Source organism: Herbidospora sp. NBRC 101105 (assembly GCF_030269205.1).
Classification (GTDB): domain Bacteria; phylum Actinomycetota; class Actinomycetes; order Streptosporangiales; family Streptosporangiaceae; genus Herbidospora; species Herbidospora solisilvae.
In genome coordinates, this window is sequence record NZ_BSSX01000001.1 from 451,711 (window position 1) to 469,336 (window position 17,626).

The following is a 17,626-nucleotide window of genomic DNA, read 5'->3' on the forward strand; positions in this document are numbered from 1 at the left end:
CCGGGACACACTAATCTGCCACCATGGCCCTCCGCATCCCCGCGCCCTCACGGAGCGACCTCCTCATCGGCGCCGCCGTCGCGGCCGTCGGCATACTTGAGGCCTTCACCTCCGCGACCTCCTACGGCGCCGCCCAGAATCCCGAGCTCTGGTGGATCCCGCAGGCCCTGATCGCGGGGGCCGTGCTCTGCTTCCGCCGGACGTCGCCCGTGATCGTCTTCGTGGCGACCGTGGTGATCCAGTTCCTCTGGCACCGGCAGGGCTACGAGATGTGCCAGGTGCACCAGCAGATCGCGCTGCTGATCGCGTTCCACTCGCTGGGCGCCCACCTGTCGTGGAAGCGGGGAGCCGTCTGGGGGCTCGGCGGGATCTTCGTCTTCGACATCGGCGCGGTCGACATGCGGCCGCTGCCCGTCGACGAGATCATCTTTCTCACCGTCCTGTTCGGCTTCGCCTACCTGACCGGCGTGGGCCTGCGCGCCTGGCTGGTCAGAGCCCAGAAGGCCGCCCGGCAGGCCGCGCTGGCCGAGGTCGAGCGGGAGCGCCGGGCCGCCGAGGCGGTCGCCGCCGAGCGCAGCCGGATCGCCCGAGAGCTGCACGACGTGGTCGCCCACAGCGTCAGCATGATGGTCATGCAGGCCGCCGCGCTGCGGCGGGCGCAGGGCGGCGAGAACCCCGTGCTGGCCGGGATCGAGCAGTCCGGCCGCGACGCCGTCAACGAACTGCGGGTGATGCTGGGCGCGCTGCGCATGCCGCAGGACGAGGCGCTGCCCCAGCCCGGTCTCGACATGGTGCGGAACCTCATCTCCACGGTCAGCAACACCGCCCTGCGGGTCACCCTGACGGTCACCGGCGAGCCGGTCCGGCTGGCGCCGGGCCTCGACCTGTCGGCCTACCGGATCGTGCAGGAGGCGCTCACCAACGCGGTGAAGTACGCCGGCGAGGCCGACGTCCAGATCAAGATCACGTACCACCCGCTCTCGGTCACGCTGGAGGTGACCGACAACGGGAAGGCCGCCGGCGCCGCCGGGTTGTCGACCGGCAACGGCCTCATCGGCATGCGCGAGCGGGCCGAGCTCTTCGGCGGCACGCTCGACGCGGGGCCGCGCGAAGAGGGCGGGTTCCGCGTCTGCGCGGTGCTGCCCACGTCTCCCGGGGTCGTCCTGGTATGAGCGAGAGCATCAGGATCGTCCTCGCCGACGACCAGGCCATGATCCGGGCCGGGCTCCGCATGGTGGTGGAGAGCGAGCCGGGCATGGAGGTCGTGGGCGAGGCCGCCGACGGCGTGGAGGCCGTCGCGGTGGCCCGCCGGGTGCGGCCCGACGTCGTCCTGATGGACATCTCGATGCCGCGCATGGACGGCCTGACCGCCGCCCGCCAACTGCTCGACGCGCCCAGCCCGCCCAAGGTCATCATGCTGACCACCTTCGACACCGACGAGAACCTCTACGCCGCCCTGCGGGCCGGGACCAGCGGCTTCCTGCTCAAGGTGTCGCCGCCCGAGCAGCTCGTGGAGGCGATCAGGGTGGTCGCCGCCGGCGACGGGCTGCTCGACCCGGCGGTCACCACGCGGGTGATCGCCTCCTTCGCCGGCCGCCACGAGCCGGTCCGGCCGCCGCAGCTCGCCGAGCTGACGCCGCGTGAGCTGGAAGTGCTCCGCATGCTCGCCAAGGGCCTCACCAACGCCGAGATCGCGAGCGCGCTCTTCGTCGGTGAGGCCACGGTCAAGACCCATGTGGCGCGGGTGCTGATGAAGCTGAACCTGCGCGACCGCGCTCAGGCGGTCGTGTTCGCGTACGAGTCGGGCGTGGTGACGCCCGGCGCGGTCGGGTAGTAGGAGATCCACTCCGCGTCCGACATGCGCAGGATCTTGACTCCCCAGTAGCCGAAGGCGATCACCGGAACGCCCCAGGTGACGAGCGTGACCGGGCCGTACTCCAGGACGAAGCCGATCCACCAGCCGATCAGGATCAGGATGGTCGTCCACAGCGGGGCGAACTTCGCCCGCCACAGGGCGATGGCGACCAGGCCGGCCCCGATCGGGCCGAAGAACAACCACGGCATCTGGAAGCCGAAGACCACGCCGGGCAGGTTGAACATCTCGTCGAAGATCTTCGCGGCCTGCTCGGGGGTGTTGTGCTGCCCCAGGTACCACTCGACCGGGTCGACCATCAGCAGCGCCGACAGCGCCAGGAAGCCGACCACGGCCATCGTGCCGCCGATGTGGGCGAGCACCGCACCCCGCTTGCGGGCGAAGTGCAGCACGCCGATCAGCGCGACCGGGAGCAGCATCCACGACCAGTGGTAGAGCGCCGACTGGAGCTGCGCCATGGCCGGGTTGTCCTGGTAGCTGACCGACTCGCGGATGTCGCCCCAGGTGCCGGGGTCGACCACGACGGCGACGAACTGCAGCAACGGCGAAACGATCAGCAGCAGGCCGGTGGCCCAGCGCCGGAAGCCGGTGGAACTCGTGAACATCTCTCGTCTCCCCCTCGGGTATCTCTCAACGGGGCGGACGTTACGGACGCGGGGGCGGGGGTTTCGTCCGTCAGGCGGGTGATCCGCCGTCACTCCGTAGAGTGACTTGCGGTTACATCCGGACATTGGCATATATTTTTCGTCAAGAGGTATCGATAGCAGGAGAATCTTCATGACTGCGTTCCCTAAGGTGCTGTTCGACGAGGGTCACAGCGAGGCATGGACGATCCGGCGCGACGTCGCCCAGGCGATGAACCCGGGCCACCCCGACGACAACTCCTACGCCCGGGCGGCCGATCTTCTCCGCCGGCTGGGACACCAGGTTTCCGCCCACACGGACGGGCCGCTCGTCCTCGACGGGCAGGACGTGCTGGTCATCGCCCACCCGTCGGCGCAGCGCTGGGAACGCACCACCGGTCTGGGCAGCCCTGTGTTCACGACCGAGGAGATCGACGCGGTCGAGGCCTTCGTGGCGGCCGGGGGAGGGCTCGTCGTCCTCGCGGAGGAGGAGCAGGAGAAGTACGGCACCAATCTGGGTGATCTGCTGTCCCGCTTCGGCGTGAGCGTCGTGCATACGACCGTCCAGGACCCGGCCAACCGGTTCAACAACGTGGCCTCCTGGGTGCTCGGCGAGCCGGTGCGCGTCTCGATCGACGGGGCCGACGTGCTGGCGGGGGTTCAGCGGGCCTGCTTCTACCGGGCCGGCGTGCTGGAGGCCCCCGAGGCGAGCGCCCTGTTCCGGACCTCGGGCAGCGCCACCCCGGCGAACGCGGCGCTCGCCGTCGCGCTGCCGTTCAAGAAGGGCCGGGTCGTCGTGGTCGCCGACTCCGACCTGTTCGGCGACGACTCGATCGGCGACCTCGACCACGCCCGCCTGTGGGGCAACCTGGTGACCTGGGCGGCCCGCTCGCCCGAGGCCGGCACGGCCGCCGCGGCCGGACGGCCGGAGTTCGCCGCGCTCAAGGAGGCCGTCGAGGCGCTCAGGCCGTACACGGAGAAGGACGGCACCTTCACCGGCGACACCGCGCTGATCACCCGGGTCGCCGAGGAGGTCGCCGCCCTGGCCCCCCGGTTCCCGCACGACGAGGTCTACCTGTCCGAGGTGCGCAAGGACCTGGCGAAGTGGGCCGAGACCGGCGGCAGACCCGACTTTCTCGACTCGCTGAACGCCTTCCACCCCGACGAGCAGCGCGTCGACGGGCTGGAGCACCTCGTGGTGTTCCCCATGTACACCCAGAACGGCAACCCCAACCGCCACCTGGAGGCGGTCTGGATCAGAACCGTCTGGCCGCAGTGGCTGGCCGACCTGGAGGCCGGGGGCTACGACAACCCGATGTTCGTGCCGATCGCCTTCGTCGACTTCACCGCCGGGTACGACACCGACTCCGCCGTGCTGTTCCCGGAGACCGTGGTGGTCCGGGAGACCCCGCCGCGCTTCACCTGGGGCGGCATCTTCTGCGACCGCGAGGCCGCCCGCTTCCGCATGGTGACCGGCGCCGCCGCCACGACCCTGAAACTCGACCTGCCGCCGGACGCCGCCCGGCTGGTCGCCTCCCAGGAGCTCGCCCAGGAGACCTTCACCATGTGGGACCTGGTGCACGACCGCACCCACTCCCACGGCGACCTGCCGTTCGACCCGTTCATGATCAAGCAGCGGATGCCCTACTGGCTCTACAGCCTGGAGGAGCTGCGCTGCGACCTGACCGCGTTCGGCGAGGCCGTGAAGCTGGAGGCCGACGGCGTGCCGCACGCCCGCTACGTGCAGCTCGCGATCCTGTTCGACCGGCTGTTCCGGTTCCCGATCACCGGCGCGCGGGTGCGCAACTACGACGGGCTCGGCGGCCAGCTCCTGTTCGCCTACCTGCACCGCAACGACATCGTCCGGTGGACCGACAACCGCCTGTCGATCGCCTGGGACCGGGTCGCGGGCGGCGTCGCCGACCTGCGGGCCGAGGTGGAGAAGCTCTACCGCGACGGCATCGACCGCTCGAAGCTGGCCCACTGGATGGCCGCCCACGACCTCGTCGCCGCCTACGTCGCGCCCCACCCGGCCTCGAAGTGGGCCGTGCGGGACCTGCCGGAGGAGCAGAAGGCCATGGTCGACGCCGTGCTGCCGGACGAGTTCCCCCTGAGCATGTTCTACGAGGCGCTGCGCCGTAAGCTCGCCGACGTGATCGAATCGACGAAGGGTGTGCGCTGACGATGAGCCGCGTCATTCTGGTGCTGGGCGCGGGCGGTCCCGCCGGGCGGGCCGTGGTGCGCAAGTTCACCGACCTCGGCGACACCGTCATCGGGGTCGACCGCTCGGGCGCCGAGGGCTGCCTCAAGGTCGACCTCCTCGACCTCGACCAGGTGCGCGACCTGGCGGCCCGCGTCCGCGCCGAGCACGGCCGCGTCGACGGGATCCTCCACCTGGTCGGCGGCTGGCGCGGGGCCAAGACGTTCGCCGAGACGCGCCTCGACGACTGGGCCGACCTCAACGACCTGCTGGTCCGCACCCTCCAGCACGTCACGCTCGCCTTCGAGCCGCTGCTGAAGGCCGGCGACGACGGCCGCTTCGCGATCGTGTCGGCCAAGGCCGCCGAGGCCCCCACCCAGGGCAACGCCTGCTACGCCGCCGCCAAGGCCGCCGCCGAGGCGTGGACGCTGGCCTTCGCCGACGCGCTCAAGGGCAGCAACGCGGCCGCCTCGATCGTCGTGGTCATGGCGCTGGTGCACGACGCGATGCGGCGGGCCGCGCCGGAGAAGCCGTTCCGCGGCTTCACCGACGTCGCCGACCTCGCCGACGCCCTGGCCGGTCTGTGGGACCTGCCCGTGACCGAGGCCAACGGCCTCAGAGTGGACCTGACGGCCCATGGGAACTGACGCGGTGCGGCGGCACGACCCGGCGCTGAAGGGCTTCGCCAGCGACAACTACGCCGGCGTCCACCCCGAGATCCTGGAGGCGATCGCCCTCGCCAACGGCGGCCACCAGGTCGCCTATGGCGACGACGTCTACACCTCCGCGCTGCGGAACGTGTTCCGCCGCCACTTCGGCGAGCGGGCCGAGGCCTACCCCGTCTTCAACGGCACCGGCGCCAACGTGGTCTCGCTGCGCGCCATGTGCCAGCCGTGGGAGTCGGTCGTCTGCGCCGACACCGCCCACGTCCACGTCGACGAGGGCGGCGCGCCCGAGGTCACCGGCTCCCTCAAGCTGCACACCGTCCGCACGCCCGACGGGAAGCTCACCCCCGACCTGGTCGGCACCCAGGCGTGGGGGTTCGGCGACGTCCACCGGGCCCAGCCCCGGGTGCTGACGATCACCAACGCCACCGAGCTCGGCACCGTCTACACGCCCGACGAGATCGCCGCGCTGACCGAGCACGCCCACGCGCGCGGCATGGTCGTGCACGTCGACGGGGCGCGGCTCTGCAACGCCGCCGCCGCGCTCGACGTGCCGCTGCGGGCGCTGACCACCGACGTGGGGGTCGACGTGGTGTCGTTCGGCGGCACCAAGCTCGGGCTGATGCTCGGGGAGGCCGTGGTCGTGCTCAACCCCGATGCGGTGCGCGGGCTGCCGTACATCCGGAAGACGAGCATGCAGCTCGCCTCCAAGATGCGGTTCGTGTCGGCGCAGTTCGAGGCGCTGCTCGCCGGCGACCTATGGTTGCGCAACGCCCGCAACGCCAACACCATGGCCGCGCGGCTGGCGGAGAAGGCCGCCGAGATCCCCCACGTCACGCTGTCGCGGCGGCCCCAGGCCAACGCGGTCTTCGCCACCCTGCCCGGTGAGGTCGCCGACCGGGTCCGCAAGGACTTCCCGTTCTACACCTGGAACCAGGAGACGGGCGAGGTGCGGTGGATGTGCTCGTTCGACACCACCGAGGAGGACGTGGACGCCTTCGTCGCGGCGCTCGCCGACGGGTAGATAACCTTGTCCCCGTGCCGTTACGGGTCGTGATCGCCGAAGACAACCTGCTGATGCGCGAGGGCGTGGAACGTGTGCTCTCGCGCGATCCCGATCTGAGCGTCGTGGCCGCGTGCGCCGACCTCGGCGGGCTGCTCGCCGCCGTCGCGGACCACCGGCCCGACGTCGTGGTCACCGACGTCCGCATGCCGCCGACGTCCACCGACGAGGGCATCCAGGCCGCCACGAAGCTGCGCGCCGGGTCGCCCTCGACGGGCGTGGTGGTCCTCTCGCAGTACGCCGAGCCGTCCTACGCCACGATGCTGCTGGCGGGCGGCAGCGCCGGGCGGGCCTACCTGCTCAAGGAGCGGGTGGGCGAGCCCGGCCAGCTCGTCGAGGCGGTCCGCGCGGTGGCGCGCGGCGGGTCGGTCATCGACCCGGTCGTCGTCGAGGGCATCCTGGCCGACTCGCTGCGGCGGCGTGCCTCTCCGCTCGCCGCGCTCACTCCCCGTGAGCGCGACGTGCTGGCCCAGATCGCCCAGGGCAAGAGCAACGCGGCCGTCGGCGAGACCCTCTACCTGAGCGAGAAGTCGGTGGAGAAGCACATCAGCGTGGTGTTCGCCAAGCTCGGGCTGGAGGCCGCCCCCGACGTGAACCGGCGGGTGCTGGCCGTGCTGCTCTACCTGTCGGAACAGGAGGGGTAACACCCTTAGCGACGGGCGTCCCACCCGGCACCATGGAGTGCCATGGGGTCCGTCGAAGTTCTCATCGTCGACGACCAGGCGCCGTTCCGGGCCGTCGCGCGGCGGCTGGTCGCGCTGGTCGCCGGCTGGCGCGTGGCCGGCGAGGCGGAGTCGGGGGAGGAGGCCGTCGCCGCGGCCGCCCGCCTGCGGCCCCACGTGGTCGTCATGGACATCAACCTGCCCGGCATCAGCGGCATCGAGGCCACCCGGCGCATCCTGGCCGGGCAACCCGGCGTCACCGTGGTGCTGGTGTCCACGTACGCGGCCGAGGACCTGCCGCCCGACGCCTGCAGTTGCGGGGCGGCCGGCTACATCCGCAAGGAGGACCTGACGCCCGCCCGCCTGAGGGCGCACCTGGCCGCCATCAACCCGCCCATGCCGTGGACGCCCGCTCCCGGCGGGGTCGACGACGAGCAGAGGTAGACGCCCTCAAGAGGGGTGCGCCACGGCTGCGGCGACACCACCGGCCGGCCGAGGAACTGGCGCAGGTCGGCCGCGCCGCCGCCGATGTCGCCGCCGACGTAGTTGGCGTCGTGGTCCTCCAGGGCGCGCGGGCCCATGGTGTGGCGGGCCAGGACCACCTCCCGGAAGCCGGGGGCGAACCGTTCGATCTGGGCCTCGATCGCGTCGGTCATGTCGCCGTCGTAGCCGTTCGGGACGTGGCAGTAGGCCCACAGGGTGCGGTGTCCCTCGGGGGCCCGCGACGGGTCGGGAGGCTGCACCAGGAGGACGTAGGGGCGGTCGCAGACCCGTCCGCGCACGGCGGCCCGCTCGCTCGCGGCGATCTCCTCCAGGGTGCCGCCGAGGTGGACCGTCCCCGCCTTCGCGACCTCCGGGTCGCGCCAGGGGACCGGGCCGCCGAGCGCCCAGTCGACCTTGAAGACGCCGGGCCCGTAGCGGTAGCGCCGCAGCTTCCGGGCGTAGGCCTCGGGCAGGTCGGCCATCTCCAGGAACTGGCGCGGGGTGACGTCGAGCAGGACCGTCTCGGCGTCGGGGAGCTCCTTCAGCGCGGTCACCCGGTGGCCGGTGACGGCCTCGCCGCCCAGGTCCCGCAGCCGGGCCACCATCGCGTCGGCCATCACCTGGGAGCCGCCCTTCACCACCGGCCAGCCGACCAGGTGGGCCGTCGCGGCCAGCAGCACGCCGTATCCGGCGGAGATGGGGCCGCCCAGGTCGAGCATCGAGTGGGCGGCCATCCCGGCGAGCGCCGCGCGGGCCCGGGGTCCGCGGAACAGCAGGCCGGCGGCCGTCGTGGCGGGGAGGGCGCCGGTGAGGCCGTACCGGATCAGGGAGAGGGGGGCCTTCGGCAGGCCGAGGGGCGCGAGCAGGCTGTCGACCAGGGGGAAGCCCGCCTTCGCGGCGGCGCCGACGGTGGCCAGGTAGGCCGCGCCGTCGCGGCCCAGGCCCGCCGCCGTCCGCTCGGCCGAGCGGTGGAACAGCACGGCCGGGCCGTCGTCGAGCGGGTGGGCGGCCGGGATCTCCGGGTGGAGCGGCTCGACGCCCAGGCCGGGCAGCCGGTCGCGGAGCGCGGGGGAGGCCAGCGCGGTCGCGATCACGGTCGCGCAGACGTCGTGGGTGAAGCCGGGCAGGGTGAGCCCGGCGCTGCGCAGGCCGCCGCCGAAGGCGCCGGCCGCCTCCAGCAGCAGGACGCGGCGGCCCGACTCGGCCAGCTCCAGCGCGCCGGTCAGGCCGTTGGGGCCCGAACCGACGACGACGGCATCGAACTCAGGCATGTGGGATCTCCCCGCGGATCGTGGTGCCGGCGCCGATCGCCGAGTCGACGGTCAGAGTGCCGCCGATCGCGCCGAGCCGGTCGCGCATGTTGACGAAGCCGTGCCCCTCACCAGCGGATTCGAACCCGGCGCCGTCGTCGGTCACGGTGAACCGCAGCACCTTGTCGTCGGCGGTGATCTCCACATCGATCGCCGCGTCGGCCCCGGCGTGCTTGCCCGCGTTCTGGATCGCCTCCAGGCAGCAGAAGTAGACGGCGGCCTCGGTCTCCTCGGAGAACCGCCGGGGCAGGTCGACGGAGACCGCGCACGGCAGCGCCGACCGCCGCGCCGCCGAGCGCATCGCCTGGTCGAGGCCGTGGTTGCGCAGCAGCGGCGGATAGACGCCGTGGGCGAGCTCCCGCAGGGCCCCGATGGTGCCCTGCACGTCCTCGCGGAGCTCGCCCATCATCGTGCGGGCGACGTCGGGGTCCTCGGCGATGATCTCCCCGGCCAGGCTGAGCTTGACCGACAGGGCGACCAGGTGCTGCTGGGCGCCGTCGTGCAGGTCCCGTTCGATGGCGCGGCGGGCGGCGTCGGCCGAGGTCACGATGCGCAGCCGGGAGGCCTGGAGCTCCTCGTTGCGGCGGCGCAGCTCGTCGAGGCTGGCCTGGAGCGCGGAGTCGAGCCGCATGTTGTGCAGGGCCAGGCCGACCTGGCGGGCGAGCTGCACGAGCACCTGGTCGTCGTTCTCGGAGAAGGGCGGGGCGTCGGGCGGGCGGCGTACCACGATCATGCCGAGCAGCTCGCCCAGGTGGGCGGCGGGCGCGACGCGCACCAGGCCGCCGCCCTCGGGGAGCATGCCGGGCAACCAGATGGCCAGCCACGACGGGCCGCCGATCCGGGTGCGGCCGACGATGACGCGTTCGCGGTCGTTCAGGGTGATGCGCTCGGGCGGCAGGTCGGGCACGCTGACCGTGCGCTGGAGCACACCGTCGGAGCCGACCCAGATCTCCGCGCCCGCCGGGGCCATCGCCGCCTTCAGCGACTCGGCGAGCTGGAGCAGCAGCTCGTCGAAGGGGACGGCACGGCTCATGCGGGCGCCGAAGGTGGCCAGGATCTCCTCCGGCGGCACGCCGCCCCGCCCGGTGATCGCGCGGGCGGTGTGGAGGAGGCGGTTGCGTACCGGGATGGCCAGGATCGCCACCACCAGCGCCGCCGCCATCGAGGAGACCAGCAGGTCGCGCTCGCTCTCGGCCGGGAGGCGGCCCAGGCCCAGCACCACCACCAGGTAGACGCTCGCGATCATCACCGCGAACCCGGCCACCACCACGGCCTCCAGCAGCGCCTTCTCCCCGACGTGCGCGGTCGGCGGCAGATGCCCGAACAGGGCCCCCACCGGCACGATCACCAGCGCCCCGACGAGCCACGCCATCGGCGTCTGCGGCACCCCCAGCAGCAGGTAGAGCCCGATGATGACGGCGCCCGCCGCGGCGGCCAGCAGCAGCGCGGCGCCGGTCCACTGCAAAGCCGCCCGCTGCCGGGGCGAGGCCGGGCCGCAGCGCGCCACGATCGCGACGGTGCCGGTCCCGGCCGCGACGACGGCGGCGGTGGCGTAAGCGCCGGGGGAGACCTCGACGAGGAGGGTGAGCGCCAGCCCGCCCAGCGTGCCCAGGCCCGTGACGATTCTTCTCGGGAGCGTCTTCAGGTCGCCGTCGGGCAGCGCGAGGGCGAACCCGAGCCACCCGGCGATGGCCAGCGGCACCGCCTGCGGCCAGATCGCCGCCGCGCCCTGGAGCACCGCCACCAGGCCCGCCCAGCGGGCGACGGCGGGCCGTCCGGAGGCCAGGCACCCGGCGGCCGCGATCACCCATCCGGCGGCGACCACGGCGCTGGCGGTGTCGGCGGCGTCGTTGAACCCGGCGCCGAGCGTCACGAGGGCGGCGGCGCCCCCGATCGTCGCGGTCAGGACGCGGTTCATGTCGATCACTCCGCTCTCAGGACGCGGTTCATGTCGATCACTCCGCTCTCAGGACGTCGGAGACCCGCAGCCGGGTCAGCGCCCGGCCCGGCCACACGGCCAGCAGGGCGGCGGTCAGCAGCGCGACCGGGGCGGCGAGCACCAGCGCCCAGAACGCCACCGGCGGCTGGTGGTGGATCGGCCACAGGTCGGTGACCACCCGCCACAACGCCCGGCCGAGCGCGACCCCGATCGGCACCCCGAACGCCAGCCCGGCGACGGCCAGCACCCCGGCCTGGGTGACGACGATCCGGCGGGCCTGGCGGGGCGTCAGCCCGAGGGCGCGCAGCACCGCCACCTCGTGGGTCCGGCGGCGGACGGCCGTGGCCAGCACGTGCCCCACCGCGCCGACGGCCAGCAGCGCCAGGAAGGCGGCCAGCGCGACCGGGAGGACGGCCAGCTCGTCGAGCTCGGCCACCTCGACCGGCGGCGTGGCGGGCCAGGCCGGCAGGCCGGCGCTGGCGAGCGTGGCCGGGTCGGCGCCGGGGCGCAGGCCGATGAGGATGGAGCGGAACTTGTAGCCCGTGCCGAACAGCCGGGCGAAGCCCTCGGGGGTGACCGTGCCGCCCCGGTCGTAGGCGTTGTGCCTGCCGATCGTGGTGAAGCCGACGCCGGTGACCGTGAACGTGGCCGTGCCGGGCTCGCCGGCCAGCGGGATCTCGTCGCCGACGCCGATCCCGAGGTCCCGGGCGGTGCTGAGGGCGAGCGCGATCTCGCCGGGAGCGTCCGGGGGGCGTCCCGACAGCAGGACGAGCGGCAGGTCGCCCCTCGTGTGCAGGGCGACGCGGGTCTGGCCGGTCTCCGCGACGGCGGTCCGGTCGTCGGTCACGCCGGTCACCCTCGGGTCGGCGCGCAGGGCCGCCAGCGCGGCCGACGGGTCGACGGCCGCGCCGTCGCCGCCGAGGAAGATCTCGGCCTGGTGGGTCTGCCCGAACCGCTCGGGGTGGGAGCCGGCGTCGGTGACCCCGGCGTGGAAGGTGAACGCCGCCAGCACTCCCAGCACCCCGACCACGGAGCCGAGCAGCGCGGGCCGGGTGGGCACCCCCGGCCCGCGCTCCAGCGCGAACCGGGCCCCGGTCACGACGGCGGGCGGCAGGTCGGCCCGCGCGGCGGCGGTCGCGAGCACGCTGGGCCGGCCCTCCCTCACCCGGCGCGGCGACAGCGCCCACCAGGCCGGGAACGCCGCCGCCAGCCCGGTCAGCAGCACGGTCAGCAGCGCGCCGGGGACGAGCAGCGCCCAGTCGGCGTCGAGGCCGGGGGCGGGTTCGAGGAACGCGGCCGCGCCGATCGGCAGCAGCGGCGACAGCGCGACCGCGCCGGCCACCCCGAGCAGCGCGCCGGCCGACGCGGCGAGCACCGGCCCGGCCGCGGCCGCCGTCACGCCCTGGCGGCGGGTCAGCCCGAGCGGGCGCAGCACCGCCAGCGCGCCGGCCGAGGCGGCGGCGTGCCGGGAGATCGTCTGGCCGAGGAGCACCGCCGAGGCGGCGAAGAGCGCCACCCCGAACGCCAGGAGCGACATCGCCTCGAACCGGGTCAGCTCCCTCTGGTGGTCGGCGAACTGGCGCATGTCCCAGACGTCGATGTCGGTCCGCCCGGTCGCGCCCGCGAGTTGCCGGGTGAACTCGGGCAGCGGCGCGCGCAGGCGGATCATCGCGTTGTAGAAGGCGACGTCCCGCCCGCCCGCGAGGTTGTGCTCGTGGGCCCGGAAGAACGCGGGAGAGGGGAAGACGTCGCCGGTCGGCCGTTCGATCGAGTCGGAGAACCAGCCCGACCTGATCACGCCGGTGATCCTGGTCACCAGCCGGGGGCCGGTCGGGGTCAGCCGGTCCCACAGGGTCGGGTCGCCGATGCCGCGGTCGACCTCCTCGGGCGTGAACAGCCGGATGGTGACGGTGTCGCCGACGCCCTTGCCCCAGTTCTCGGTGAACGCGGCGGTGACGGCGGCCTCGTCGGCGGCCACGGGCAGCCGGCCCGCGAGCACCACCGGCTTCTCGACGGTGTGCCAGATGTCGTCGTCGGCCGGCGGCGGCAGGCTCCCCGTCATGCCGGGCGGGTCCTCGAAGAACCACATGCCGGTCGCCGGGAAAACCGACACCGCCTCCACCGAGGGCAGCGCGCGGATCGTGTCCCAGTCGAAGCCCGGCTCATTCGGCAGCACCATGGCGTCGGCCGGCAGGGTGACCGCGAGCAGCCGGTCGACCACCCCGGCCCCGCGCCGGGCCCCGGCCGCCGCCGCCAGGGTGGCCGTCAGCGCGACCGCGACCAGCAGGGCCAGCACGACCAGCGCCCGCCACCGGGAGCGGGTCTCCAGCCTCAGCCACTGGACGGCGATCATCATTCGGTCCTGAGCACGTGGCCCACCCGCGACCGGGTGGACAGCCGGGCCGGCCAGACGGCCAGCAGGTTCGCGGCCAGCAGCGTGACCGGGCCGATCAGCAGCAGCGCGAGCACCGCCAGCGGCGGCCGGTAGAAGAACGGCATCGTGTCGGCCACCACGCCCCACAGGGCCCGGCCGACGAGGAAACCGAGCGGAACCCCGGCCACGATCCCGGTCAGCGCCAGGATGGTCGCCTGGGTGAGCACCACCCCCCGCGCCTGCCCGCGTGTCATGCCGCAGGCGCGCAGCACCGCCATCTCGTGCCTGCGCCGCCGGACGGCGGTGACCAGGGCGTGCGCGACGGCTCCGACCGCCAGCAGGCCCAGGAAGACGGCCAGCGCGAGCGGCAGCGGTTCGGCGTCGAGCATCTGCGCGAGCTGGACGGGCGGATCGGGCGGGAGGAGACCCATGCCCGCGGGGAAGCCGGCGTTGACGCGGGCCATCACGGCGGCCGGGTCGCCGGTCACGGCGGCGAAGGCGACCAGGAACTTGAACCCGCCGGGCGGCAGGAGCCGTTCGTACCCGGAGGCGGTGACGATGCCGCCCTCGTCGTAGTCGTTGTGCGGCCCGGCCGGGATGAAGCCCAGCCCGACGACGCGGAACCCGTGCTCGCCGCGCGGCCCGGCCAGGGCGAGGACGTCGCCCACACCCACCCCGGCGCGGTGGGCGCTGCTGACGGCCAGCATGATCTCACCCGGCGCCCGGGGCCCCCTGCCCTCGGTCATCACCGGCCGCCACGGCCGGTCGCTGTCGTGCAGGCCGAACAGGGTGATCGAGGTGGCGCCCGCCTGGGCCACGCCGACGGTCGCCGTGGTCCCGGCCGTCACGCCGGGGTCGGCGGTGACCGCCCGGAGCGTGGCGGCCGGGTCGGCGAACACCTGCCCGGAGTAGCCCAGGTACCCGATGAGCTGGAAGTTCTGGCCGTAGCGCTCGGGATGGGAACCGGCGTCCTGGACGCCGTTCGCGAACGTGAACGCGGCGACCACGCCGAGCACCCCCACGACCGCGCTGGCCAGCGCGGGCCGCACCGGCAGCGCGTCGGGACCGCGGCCGCGCTCCAGGGCGAACCGGGCGCCGACCACGACCGGCACCGGCAGCCCCATCCGGGCCGCCGCGGCCACCAGCGACGAGCGGGCCGCCGGTACCCGGGTCCGCCGCAGCGCCAGCCATCCCGACGCCGCCGACCCGGCCGCGACCAGCAGCACCGTCAGCGCGGCGCCCGCGCCGAACACCGGCCAGTCGGCGTCGAACCCGGGCGCCGGCTCGACCAGGGAGGCCGAGCCGATCGGCGTCCACCAGGAGGCCGCCAGCGCCACCGCCACGGCGACGGCCGCCCCCGCGGCGGCCGACGACACCGGCAGGCCGGGCAGCGCGCGCAGCGCCTCGCGCGGCGTCAGGCCCAGCGCCCGCAGCGTCTTCAGCGAACCCGCCGCGGCGGCCGTGTAGCGCGCCACCGACTGGCCGATGAGCACCACCGCCGCGACGAAGGCGGCCAGCCCGAACAGCAGCAGGCAGACCGACTCGAAGGCGATCAGCCGCCGCAGCCGGTCGCCCTCGGCCACGTTGTTCCACACGTCGATGTCCGGCCGCCCGGTGAGCGCGGCCAGGTCCCTCTTGAACGGCTCGATCTGGCCGGTGCCGCCGCGCAGCCGCACCAGCGCGTTGACGTAACCCTCCTGGTTCGGGCCGACGAAGTTCTTCTCGTACGCCTCGAACAGGGCCGGGGTGACGAGCACGCCGCCCCGGCTGGAGCCGGCCGGGTCGACGTACCAGGGCGACCGGATGACGCCCACCACGGTGGCCCGGATCTGGGGGCCGGTGAACGGCACGGGGGCCGAGTCGGGCCGCGCCTCCTCGGGGGTCGGGAGCCGCAGGGTGACCTGGTCGCCGACGCCGCGGCCGAAGTGGCGGGAGAACGCCGGGCTGACCAGCACCTCGTCGACCCGGGTCTTGTCGTAGAGGCGTCCGGCCAGCACGACCGGCTCCTCGATGCCCTCGAAGATGTGGTCGTCGCCGGGCGGGAAGGCCGACACCTCGGCCGACGAGGCGGGGTCGTCGAGGGAGAACCCGGTCACCACGAAGGTGGTCACCGCCTCCACCAGGGGCAGCGCCCTGACCCGGTCCCAGTCGAAGCCCGGCTCGTTGGGCAGCACCGTGATCGTCGAGGGCCGGGTCAGCGCCGACAGGCGGTCGTAGGCCGACAGTCCACGGCGCGCCCCCGCGACCGCCGTCAGGACCGTCGCCAGCGCGAACGCGATCAGCAGCGCCAGCACGACGGCCGAACGCCCACGGCGGCGCCACTCCAGGCGCAGCCACATCCCGGTCATGACTCGATCCGGCCGTCACGCATCCGGATCGACCGCGACGCCCCGGCCGCCACCTCGGCGGCGTGCGTCACCATGATGATCGTCTGCCCGTCTTCGTGCAGCCGGCGGAACAGCTCGAGCACCTCCAGGCCGCCCTCGCTGTCGAGCGCGCCGGTCGGCTCGTCGGCCAGCAGCAGGCTCGGCTGGTTGACCAGCGCCCGCGCGATGGCGAGGCGCTGCCGCTGACCTCCGGAGAGCACGGCCGGGACCTGCTGCAACCTGTCACCCAGTCCCAGCAGGTCGAGCAGGTCCCGGGCGCGCGCCTCGGCGGCCCGCCGCTTCATGCCGCCCAGCACGCCGGGCAGCACGAGGTTGTCGAGCGCGGACACCCCGTCGAGGAGGTTGAAGAACTGGAACACGAAGCCGATGTGGTGGCGGCGGAACCGGGCCAGCCAGTCTTCGTCGCGGCCGTCGACGCGTTCCCCGGCGACCTCGACGGTGCCGTCGTCGACGCCGTCGAGCCCGGCGATGACGTTCAGCAGGGTCGACTTGCCGCACCCGGAGGGGCCCATCACGGCGACGAACTCGCCCTCCGCGACGTCGACGTCGACGCCCCGCAGGGCGCGTACCGGCGCGAGTTCGGCCTCGAAGGTGCGGCGGGCGCCGCGCACCCGGACGGCGGTGTCGGACATCAGTGTTCCTCCGGGAGGTGGAAGGCCGTGACGGGGGTGGACCGGCCCTTGACGGCGCGGGGTCCGAGGGGGATCCAGGGCAGCCCTTCGGGCAGCGCGCCGAGGGTGCTGGCGGCGGCGACCGTCCCTGCCGGGCGGGCCAGGTCCTGCATCCGGGCCGCCAGGTTGACCGTGTCGCCGACCAGCGTGTACTCGACGCGTTCCTCGCTGCCGAGCAGCGCGGCGGCCACCTCGCCCGTGCACAGGCCGATGCCGAGCCGGAACGGGGTCTCCCACTCGTCGTTGAGGCGGCGCTGGCGGGCGTGCATCTGCCGGGCCGCCGCGACCGCCGAGGCGGCGTGGCCGGGGCGCGGGTCGGGGGCGCCGAAGACGGCCATGACGGCGTCGCCGACGTACTGCATGACGGTGCCGCCCTCGCGGAGGATGGCCGCGTTCATGGCCCGGCGGTGGGCGTTGAGCCGACCGGCCAGCACCGCCGGGTCGGTGTGCTCGGCGATGGCCGAGTAACCGCGCACGTCGCTCATCAGCACGGTCACCGTGAGCCGTTCGGTCCGGTCGAGCCCGTCGGCCAGCAGCTTGTCGGCCAGGCCGCCCGGTAACAGCCGCGAGAGGCGTTCGCCCTGCTCGTCGCGGCGCAGGATCGCGGTGTGCAGCATGCGCAGGCGCTTGAGCGCGCCCTGCCGCCCGGCCGAGGCGCCCCGCGCCAGCTTGAGGAAGAGCTGCTCGACCAGGGCGTTCACCTTCTCGGGGCTGTCGCTGGCCGCCGCCGCGATGGCCTTCACCGACCGCCCCTCCGCGACCTGCCGCAGCAGCGCCTCCTCGGCCGCGCTCAGCTCCGGCGACCGCGCCGGGGAGAGCAGGTCCTGGACGATCTGGGGGTCGACCATCGACCCGCCCGCCGCCACCTCACGGATCGCCCGGCCCAGCAGCCGCGCGTCCGCGATCCGGTCCTTCAGCAGGTACGCGTACCCGTCGGCCCCCTCCGACAGCAGCTTCACCGCGTAGTCGGGGTCGTCGTACTGGCTCAGCACCACGACGCCGGTGCCCGGGAGGCGCCCCCGTACCTCCCGGGCGGCGTCGATGCCCTCGTCCTGGAAGGTCGGGGGCATCCGGATGTCGGTCACGAGCACCTGAGGGCGCAGCTCCTCGGCGCGCGCGACGAGCTCGTCGTAGTCGGCGGCCACGCCGACCACCTCCAGGGCCTCATCCCGGGCCAGCAGCGCGCGCACGCCCTCGCGGACGATCAGGTTGTCGTCGGCGAGCAGCACGGTGATGCGGTCGGTGATGCGGTCCACGCTGTAAATGTCCCTCCCGCGCGTGGCGGGGAACAGAGGGTTAGCCCTCCTGCACCCGGATGGACATCCCCCTGTGTCTCCCGGCCCCCGATTCCTAGCGTCGGATACGACCAGAGGAGG

Annotated in this window: 14 protein-coding genes; 7 read left to right on the forward strand and 7 right to left on the reverse strand. The window is 73.8% G+C overall.

Features of this window, described 5'->3' with window-relative positions; genetic code table 11:
• The first annotated feature begins 23 nt into the window (after nt 1–23).
• Together QSK34_RS02085 and QSK34_RS02090 are read left to right on the forward strand one after the other, a co-directional pair.
• Nucleotides 24–1,172, forward strand: coding sequence for a sensor histidine kinase (locus QSK34_RS02085; protein ID WP_285579262.1), 1,149 nt, complete (start codon nt 24–26; stop codon nt 1,170–1,172).
• The gene (locus QSK34_RS02090) at nt 1,169–1,834 is read left to right on the forward strand and encodes a response regulator (RefSeq protein WP_161480279.1); all 666 of its coding nucleotides are present in this window, start codon (nt 1,169–1,171) and stop codon (nt 1,832–1,834) included. Before QSK34_RS02085 ends, QSK34_RS02090 begins: the two co-directional genes overlap by 4 nt.
• Here the strand turns inward: QSK34_RS02090 and QSK34_RS02095 are convergent.
• Nucleotides 1,777–2,478: a hypothetical protein gene (locus tag QSK34_RS02095; protein ID WP_161480278.1), complete on the reverse strand. Its 702-nt coding sequence runs from the start codon at nt 2,476–2,478 to the stop codon at nt 1,777–1,779. The genes QSK34_RS02090 and QSK34_RS02095 overlap by 58 nt on opposite strands.
• Before the next feature lie 172 nt (nt 2,479–2,650).
• Between QSK34_RS02095 and QSK34_RS02100 the strand changes: the two genes are divergently transcribed.
• From QSK34_RS02100 to QSK34_RS02120, 5 genes are read left to right on the forward strand one after another with little or no spacing between them, the layout of a single operon-like run.
• The gene (locus QSK34_RS02100) at nt 2,651–4,678 is read left to right on the forward strand and encodes a DUF6421 family protein (protein ID WP_285579263.1); all 2,028 of its coding nucleotides are present in this window, start codon (nt 2,651–2,653) and stop codon (nt 4,676–4,678) included.
• Nucleotides 4,679–4,680: 2 nt separating this feature from the next.
• Nucleotides 4,681–5,343, forward strand: coding sequence for an SDR family NAD(P)-dependent oxidoreductase (locus tag QSK34_RS02105; protein ID WP_285579264.1), 663 nt, complete (start codon nt 4,681–4,683; stop codon nt 5,341–5,343).
• The gene (locus QSK34_RS02110) at nt 5,333–6,385 is read left to right on the forward strand and encodes a threonine aldolase family protein (RefSeq protein ID WP_285579265.1); all 1,053 of its coding nucleotides are present in this window, start codon (nt 5,333–5,335) and stop codon (nt 6,383–6,385) included. Before QSK34_RS02105 ends, QSK34_RS02110 begins: the two co-directional genes overlap by 11 nt.
• Before the next feature lie 14 nt (nt 6,386–6,399).
• A complete protein-coding gene (locus QSK34_RS02115) occupies nt 6,400–7,068 on the forward strand; it encodes a response regulator transcription factor (protein ID WP_285579266.1) in 669 nt (222 codons plus the stop codon).
• Between the two features lie 42 nt (nt 7,069–7,110).
• A complete protein-coding gene (locus QSK34_RS02120; protein ID WP_161480274.1) occupies nt 7,111–7,530 on the forward strand; it encodes a response regulator in 420 nt (139 codons plus the stop codon).
• Here the strand turns inward: QSK34_RS02120 and QSK34_RS02125 are convergent.
• The 6 genes from QSK34_RS02125 to QSK34_RS02150 are packed head-to-tail and all read right to left on the reverse strand — an operon-like array spanning nt 7,416 to nt 17,506.
• A complete protein-coding gene (locus tag QSK34_RS02125; RefSeq protein WP_285579267.1) occupies nt 7,416–8,840 on the reverse strand; it encodes a phytoene desaturase family protein in 1,425 nt (474 codons plus the stop codon). The genes QSK34_RS02120 and QSK34_RS02125 overlap by 115 nt on opposite strands.
• Entirely contained in the window at nt 8,833–10,797 is a 1,965-nt protein-coding gene (locus QSK34_RS02130) for a sensor histidine kinase (protein WP_285579268.1), read from the reverse strand. The genes QSK34_RS02125 and QSK34_RS02130 overlap by 8 nt, the downstream gene beginning before the upstream one ends.
• A gap of 37 nt (nt 10,798–10,834) precedes the next feature.
• Nucleotides 10,835–13,174, reverse strand: a complete 2,340-nt coding sequence (locus tag QSK34_RS02135) for an FtsX-like permease family protein (RefSeq protein ID WP_285579269.1) — start codon at nt 13,172–13,174, stop codon at nt 10,835–10,837.
• Entirely contained in the window at nt 13,171–15,540 is a 2,370-nt protein-coding gene (locus QSK34_RS02140; RefSeq protein ID WP_285579271.1) for an ABC transporter permease, read from the reverse strand. The genes QSK34_RS02135 and QSK34_RS02140 overlap by 4 nt, the downstream gene beginning before the upstream one ends.
• Nucleotides 15,537–16,211, reverse strand: coding sequence for an ABC transporter ATP-binding protein (locus QSK34_RS02145; protein WP_285579274.1), 675 nt, complete (start codon nt 16,209–16,211; stop codon nt 15,537–15,539). The genes QSK34_RS02140 and QSK34_RS02145 overlap by 4 nt, the downstream gene beginning before the upstream one ends.
• Complete coding sequence (locus QSK34_RS02150; protein WP_285579276.1) at nt 16,211–17,506, reverse strand: adenylate/guanylate cyclase domain-containing protein; 1,296 nt, start codon at nt 17,504–17,506, stop codon at nt 16,211–16,213. The genes QSK34_RS02145 and QSK34_RS02150 overlap by 1 nt, the downstream gene beginning before the upstream one ends.
• Between the last annotated feature and the right edge of the window lie 120 nt (nt 17,507–17,626).